Source organism: Empedobacter sp. GD03739, assembly GCF_029843245.1.
Classification (GTDB): Bacteria; Bacteroidota; Bacteroidia; order Flavobacteriales; family Weeksellaceae; genus Empedobacter; species Empedobacter falsenii_B.
In genome coordinates, this window is the sequence record NZ_JAOCHX010000038.1 from 21079 (window position 1) to 28454 (window position 7376).

4 protein-coding genes are annotated in these 7376 nt (G+C 32.1%); all 4 read right to left on the bottom strand.

The window, feature by feature from the left end; all coding sequences use genetic code 11:
- Window positions 1–13 precede the first annotated feature (13 nt).
- Window positions 14–2098: a peptide MFS transporter gene (locus N5E64_RS12015; RefSeq protein ID WP_280037725.1), complete on the bottom strand. Its 2085-nt coding sequence runs from the start codon at window positions 2096–2098 to the stop codon at window positions 14–16.
- Window positions 2099–2127: 29 nt separating this feature from the next.
- On the bottom strand, window positions 2128–3612 hold the full coding sequence (locus N5E64_RS12020) for a peptide MFS transporter (RefSeq protein ID WP_125348915.1): 1485 nt from the start codon (window positions 3610–3612) through the stop codon (window positions 2128–2130).
- Window positions 3613–3783: 171 nt separating this feature from the next.
- Window positions 3784–5943 (bottom strand): S9 family peptidase, encoded by a 2160-nt coding sequence (locus N5E64_RS12025; RefSeq protein ID WP_280037727.1) that lies wholly within the window; start codon window positions 5941–5943, stop codon window positions 3784–3786.
- A 1060-nt stretch (window positions 5944–7003) separates the two neighbouring features.
- Window positions 7004–7186 (bottom strand): hypothetical protein, encoded by a 183-nt coding sequence (locus N5E64_RS12030; protein WP_280037728.1) that lies wholly within the window; start codon window positions 7184–7186, stop codon window positions 7004–7006.
- Window positions 7187–7376 lie beyond the last annotated feature (190 nt).

Here is a 7376-nt window from a genome sequence, read left to right on the forward strand (position 1 = left end):
ATTTCAATCTTTATTATTTAACTCCGTGCATCAATTTCTTCATAACTGGATTTAATGCGATAACGATTAAACCTGCTACAATTGGTACAATTGTAAAAATTAAGAAGAAAGTTGATAACGAATATTCTTTTGTAATATTTTCGATTTGACCTCCTAAAATGGCTGCCAATTTGTTACCAATTGCAATTGCAAGGTACCACATTCCGAACATAAATGCAATCATACGTGCTGGAACTAATTTTGATACGTACGAAAGTCCAACTGGAGATAAACAGAGCTCGCCCAATGTATGGAACAAATAAGCTAATACTAACCAGATGATAGAAACGCGAACGCCTTCTGAAATTCCGTAAGAACCGAAAGCTAAGAATCCGAATCCGATTGCCATAATGATTAATCCTAAACCATATTTTACAGAAGCTGATGGGTTGTATTTAGAATCCCAAACACGAGAAACTAATGAAGCTAATGCAATGATGAAGAAAGAGTTTAATGTAGAGAACCAAGAAACGGTAATTTCTACTTGAGAATCTTTAATCTCTGCTACTTTCGCAGGAACAACTTCAGATGGTTTGTTTTGATTTTTATATTCAGTATCTAATTTCACTAAACTTTCTGGAGAAACTAATACAAATTTATCTCCTTCTTTGTGAATGCTAATATCTGAACCTTTTGTTAAAGCGTCTTGAGAAGCTAAATTAATTGTTTCAGTAACAATTTTATCTGTAGAATTTGCAACATAAGAAGCCGTAACTGGTGTTTTATCAAAAACAGGTTGACCTTCTTCGTTCATCACTTGTTTACCAGAGTCGTCTAATTTAGCCGTTTCAATTGCTTGGTAAGAAACATCGTAAGAGTGAGAAGTCCAGTTATAGTTTAACATCCAAATTGCAGCAGCCCAAATTCCTAAGAAAGTAAACGCTAAAACAACATTAGATAAAGCCGCTTTTTTAAATGTTTGTTTTGCTAATAAAATCAATACATACGAGATGAACAATAATGGAACAACTGTTAATAATGTATTGAAAACGTTGAATGCCATTGCAGCACCTCCAATTAAGTTACGTTCTGTATTATCACGCGCAAAGATTACTAATGATGTAGCTCCTTGTTCGAAAGACATCCAGAAGAAGATAACGAAGAAAGCAAAAATAATTACCGCAATCATACGATCACGAACCACTTTTGTATAATTTGCCAAACGACGAATTACCACAAAGAAGAACAAGAATAATGCTACTAAAATAACGACATTTTGTCCTGATAATCCTCCGATAGAGAATGGGAATAAGTTAATTCCACCAATTGCATTTAACGGATCATTGAACGCATATCCTAATCCTAAAAGCGTCATAATAACGATCAATACTTGATCTAATACTGTAAAAGGATTTGGTTTTTCTCCTGGTTCGTATTTTGGTGTATCATCATCAGCAGTAATTTGATTTCCTGTTTTTGAAGGAACCTCACCGATATACCCAAATAATGGTTTTGCTAACCAGAACTGTAATGTTCCTAATAACATGAAGATTCCAGCTAAACCAAATCCCCAGTGCCATCCTACTTTTTCTGCTAAGAATCCACATAACATCATTCCGAAGAATGCACCAGCGTTAACTCCCATATAGAAAATTGTATAAGCACCATCCTTTTTCTCAGGAAAGTCTTTGTACATTTCTGATAAGATAGATGTCATATTTGGTTTAAAGAATCCTGTTCCAATAACCAAACACGCCAATCCTAAATATAAAAAGATAGGTGTATCAAAAGCCATGAATGCATGACCAAGAGTCATAATAATCGCACCAATTACAACTGCCCAACGATAACCTATGTATTTATCGGCAATAATACCTCCAAAGATGGGCGTAATGTAAAGTAACATTGCGTATGTTCCATATAAAGCGGTTGCTTTTTCTATAGACCATTCCCAACCTGGATTTAACCCAATAACTGCAGCTGTTAAAAACTGAATTAATAAAACGCGCATTCCGTAGAATGAAAAACGCTCCCACATCTCTGTAAAGAAAAGCACGAACAATCCCGACGGATGTCCTAGTACTTTTGAATCAAAGAAATTTTCTGATTTTGAACTCATGTTTGTTTGTTAAAAGTATATCTTAAAAGTTATTTTACGTCTTGCATTAATTTGCGAATAAATGGAGACAATACGATGACAACAACACCTGCAACTAAAGAGTAAATTGCCAATTGTTGATAACCATCTGTATAAGCCATTAATTTATCTGTTAAAGATGCTGTTGGACTTGGGTCTGACATTCCAGCTCCTAAGATTCCTGCTAAATATTGCCCGTAAGCAGATGCTAAGAACCATAATCCCATCATCATTCCTCCTAAGTGTTTTGGAGATAATTTTGTTACCATTGATAATCCAATTGGTGATAAACACAACTCTGCAATTGTAACTGCAAAATATGCTAATGCAAATATTTCTAATGATGATAATCCATTTTCGTCAGCAAAAAATCTTAAAGAATAGAAGATATAATAAGCCCCTGCTAACATCAAGAAAGCTAAACCAAATTTTACAACTGTGTTTGGCTCAATTTTCTTTTTCGCCATCCATAACCAAACTAAACCTAATAAAGGTGAGAAAATAATAACATACAATGAGTTTGCACTATTATTCACAATGTTTGGATCTAATGGAACGCTAAATAAAGTTGAATGTAAGTTTTTGTTTGCAAACAAAGCTAAAGAACCTCCTGCTTGCTCAAAAATTGCAAAGAATAAAATAGAGAACGTAATCATGATAAAAGCAGCGATAAACTTACTTTTTTCTTTAGAACTTGGTATTTTATATAATTGAATTAAATAATAAATAATTGCCAATGGTCCTACAATAAACATAAACATATCTGTGTATGCTGTATTATGAATCATGATAAAAATTAAAGGAATACAAACCAATGCTCCTACATATACGGCTACTTCTCTAATTAATCTTTTCTTAGGATCCATTTTTTCAAGTGGAGAATCTCCAATTGGTCCCAGCTCGTTACGGATAAATAAGAATAAAACAACTCCAATTATCATTACGATACCAGCCGCTAAGAAAGCATAATTCCAACCAACTTGTTTACCTAAATAAACACAAACTATACCTCCTAAAAATGCACCTATATTAATCCCTGAATAAAATAAACCGAATCCAGCATCACGTCTTGGATCATCAGCTTTGTACAGTTCTCCAACCATCGAAGAAATATTTGGTTTGAAAAAACCTGTTCCAATAATACTTAATGTAATTCCGTAATAGAAAAATTGATGAGGATCTGTTGCAATTAATAAGTTTCCTGCAACCATTACCAACCCTCCGAAGATTAATGATTTTTTGAATCCTAAGATTCTATCTGCAAAAATACCTCCGATAAAAGTAAATGCATAAACAAAAGCTTGGATTGCTCCATATTTTAAATTTGATTCTGCATCCGTTAATCCCAACATATCTACCATAAAAATGGCAAGAACTCCTCTCATTCCGTAGAAGCAGAAACGCTCCCACATTTCTACCATAAACAAATGCCAAAGCTGTTTTGGGTATTTCCCTTCAAAGTTTTGAATTTGCTCTAAAGTTAATTTTTGACTCATAATTTCTTTAACTAAGCGCTAATATATCATTTAGATTTTATTAGCAATCAACGAAAATAAAAAAAACCTCCGACAATGCAGAGGTTTTTTTTGTTTAATGTATGATTTTTGTCAATTTGAATAATGTTTCATCTTATTCATTGGCGTATTCTAATAAATACAGCTTTTTTCTTACAAATTCTTCTTGATAAAGTTTGTCATTTTACGGTAAAGCTGAATACGCGTGTTTCCACCATAAATCCCGTGATCTTTATCGGTATAAATTGCCATATCAAAATCTTTGTTCGCTTGTACCAACGCTTCCGATAATTCGAATGTGTTTTGTGGATGCACATTATCATCAGCAGAACCAGAAATTAATAAGAAATTACCTTTTAAGTCATTTGCATAATTAATTGGTGAATTATCGTCATAACCAGCTGCATTTTCTTCTGGTGTACGCATAAAACGCTCTGTATAAACAGAATCATAATAACGCCAATTCGTTACAGGAGCAACTGCAATCGCCGCTTTGAACACATCATTCCCTTTGAATAATACATTCGAAGCCATGAATCCTCCGTAAGACCAACCCCAAATTCCGATACGAGATTTATCTACATAAGGTAAATTACCAATCTCTTTCGCCGCAGCAATTTGATCCTCTACCTCATATTTCCCTAATTGCAAATATGTTTGTTTCTTGAAAGCTTCTCCTTTGTATCCCGTTCCACGACCGTCAACACAAAAAACGATGTAACCTTCTTGCGCCAACATCATGTGCCAATAATCATTCGAGTTGAAATAAGCATTGTTTACATTCTGAGAACCTGGTCCAGAATATTGATACATCAAAACTGGGTATTTTTTGTTTGGATCAAAGTTTTTTGGTTTGATTACATACGCATTCAATTCATTTCCTGCTGCAGTTTTCAACACAAATAATTCTTTTGTTCCAATATTATCTGTAGTCAATTTATCTTTTAAAGAAGTATTGTCAACGATAACACCCAAATCTTTTCCAGATTTAGATTCTACTAAACTAATTGTTTTTGGAGTTGTTGTATTCGAAAAAGTGTTAATAAAATACGTAAAATTCTTACTGAAAGCAGCCGAATTTGTTCCATTATTTTTCGTCAACATTGTTGTTTTCTTACCATCTAAACTAACCGAAGAAATTTGTCTTTCTGTCGAAATACGTTTTCCATTATTTGAGTTTGATTGATAATAAAGTGTTTTATTACCAGGATTATACCCATAGTAATTCGTTACCTCCCAATCTCCTTTCGTCACTTGGTTAATTAGCTTTCCGCTATCTGCATAATGGTAAATATGGTTATTTCCATCGCGCTCAGAAGTCCATAAGAACGAATTATCTGCTAAAAATTCTAATGTTAAATTATCCGTTTCTATCCACGCTTTATTTGTTTCAGTAAATAATTTATTTACTTTTTTCGTGTTGATATCATAAAACGAAACATCTACATTATTTTGATGACGGTTAGACGTTACAACCGTTAATAAATTCGCTTTTGTAGAGAACTTAATTTTCGGAATGTAATAATTCTGAACTCCGCCTAAATTAACATTTGCAGTTGAGTTATTCTTCGTATCAAAAACATGTAACGAAACTTCCGAATTGTCTTGTCCTGCTTTTGGATATTTGTAACGTAATTCTTGTGGATAAAGATTATTGTGGTAAATCGGAATATTAATTTCTTTCACTTTCGATTCGTCAAAACGAACATAAGCCAAAGACGTTCCATCAGCATTCCAATCAAAATTTCTTACGAAACCAAATTCTTCTTCATAAACCCAATCGTTGATCCCGTTGATAATATTATTCTTTTTACCATCCGTTGTAACTTGAATTACCTTGTTCGATTTTAAGTCTTGAATGTATAAATTATTCTCAAAAGCAAAAGCTACCTTAGAAGCATCTGGCGAAAACAAAGGCTCTTGAATTCCTTTTCCATCAAATAACAATACTTTCGATTTTGTTTGTGTATCATACACTTCAAACTTTGCTGTAAACGAATGGCGATAAATTTGGTGCGAATTAGTTTGCAATAAAACGTAACGCTCATCAGAACTAAATTCATAACCTTCAAACTTTCCAGGAACGACAACTACATCAGAAGTCTGACCTTTTTTCAATGTCGATTCGTACGAACGTTTTACCAATCCGTCTTTTGTCAGAATAGTATAATTTTCTCCATCGTTCAATGAGTTCACACCGTACAAAGAATTTTCGCGGTATTTTCCGCCATATATCCCTTCAATGGTTATTTGTTGTGCATAAGAATAAGCGCCCATCGCAAGGACAGCCAAACTTAAAATAAATTTTTTCATATTAATTTTCTAATCATGTGAGTTCAAACAATCAAATATAAACAATTCTATTTTCTCAAATAACACATTTCCTCGAATAATCCATTATAATCGTTCATATAAACGAAAAACTCTTCACTATTTTATATTTTAAACAATTTACAGATAATCGTATTTCATCATTCTTATCAAAAATATTTTTTATTCAAAAAAATACCCCCCTATAAAACAAATGCCCAAAAATAAAATTGATTTTTTTGCTTGATTTCCTTTGTATGACTGGGTTTAATAGAAACATGTTTGTTATTACCTAAAAAATACAAATGTCCGATACTACTGGATACTTCCGTTTTACTTCCGTTTTTTGGTATTAAAAACATAGTATTATAGAATATACTTCTGTTTTATTACTTAATGCTTCTAATCTCTTATAAATAAAGGGTTTTTTGTTGATTATGTAATTTTTAAAACGCTTTTCATAATAGATTTATTAAATAACATAATAAGTCTGTTTTAAAGCAATGGTTTGTCTAATGGTTTGTCTAATGCTTTAATAAATTGATGTAAAATAAGGTGTTTAAATACCCCCTATAATGCAATTTAAAAAGACTTTAAAAACAAAAAAGTGTTTAAAAAATACCCGATAATGTTTGTATTTATAGAAAAAAAACAGTGCAATACCGCATAAATAGGGCTTTTCAATAGATAATAAGCTATAATATTTATTATTGTGTGCATTTCTATTGGTTTTAATAACATTTTAATAGATTATTAAAGACTATTTAAAACATGTTTATTTAATTAAAACAATAATTTTTAAAATGCCCGAAATAGCCCTTATTTAAATAATGCTAAGCCTAATGCTAAGCCTAATGCTAAGCCTAAGCGATGTAAAAAAACACTCTCAACTATATGCGTTAAATGTAAAATAATACATTAAAACGCAAAAAAAAGATAGATAACCGCCCCGATAATACAGTTGAAACAATTGTTTTCAGTTTTGAAACCTGCATAAACAAAGGGTTTTGTTAGTTGTGAATGCGTATAGATGCTCTAACTAATGCAATTGCGGGTATTTCTTTTAAGATTGCATTTTGTTTTGCCAATTGCTTTCTTCTTGTAAAACAATCTTTAAATCTGTTTTTGAAAGGCTTTTTTGTAGTTCTTTTATTTGTGTTGTGTACCAGTTGGCGCGATCAAATGCGTCTAAATCTTTTGGAGCATCTAAATTGTTTTTTCTTGAATAATATTCTTCTAATGTCATATAATTAATTTTTACAAATATAGATGTTTATAAAAATGTTTGTAAGATGTCCGAAAATACACTTTTATAGTATTGGGTCGCCTTATGGGTCGCCTCATGGGTCGCCCCAATGATGTTAAAAAAGGCATTGAAACACACCCTATAATGATAAATTAACTCAATAAATAGTAAACTAATGACTTTAAAGCAT

Coding starts and splice junctions, on each gene's coding strand:
- N5E64_RS12025 (WP_280037727.1), bottom strand. CDS start 5,943: ATGAAAAAATTTATTTTAAGTTTGGCTGTCCTTGCGATGGGCGCTTAT.
- N5E64_RS12015 (WP_280037725.1), bottom strand. CDS start 2,098: ATGAGTTCAAAATCAGAAAATTTCTTTGATTCAAAAGTACTAGGACAT.
- N5E64_RS12030 (WP_280037728.1), bottom strand. CDS start 7,186: ATGACATTAGAAGAATATTATTCAAGAAAAAACAATTTAGATGCTCCA.
- N5E64_RS12020 (WP_125348915.1), bottom strand. CDS start 3,612: ATGAGTCAAAAATTAACTTTAGAGCAAATTCAAAACTTTGAAGGGAAA.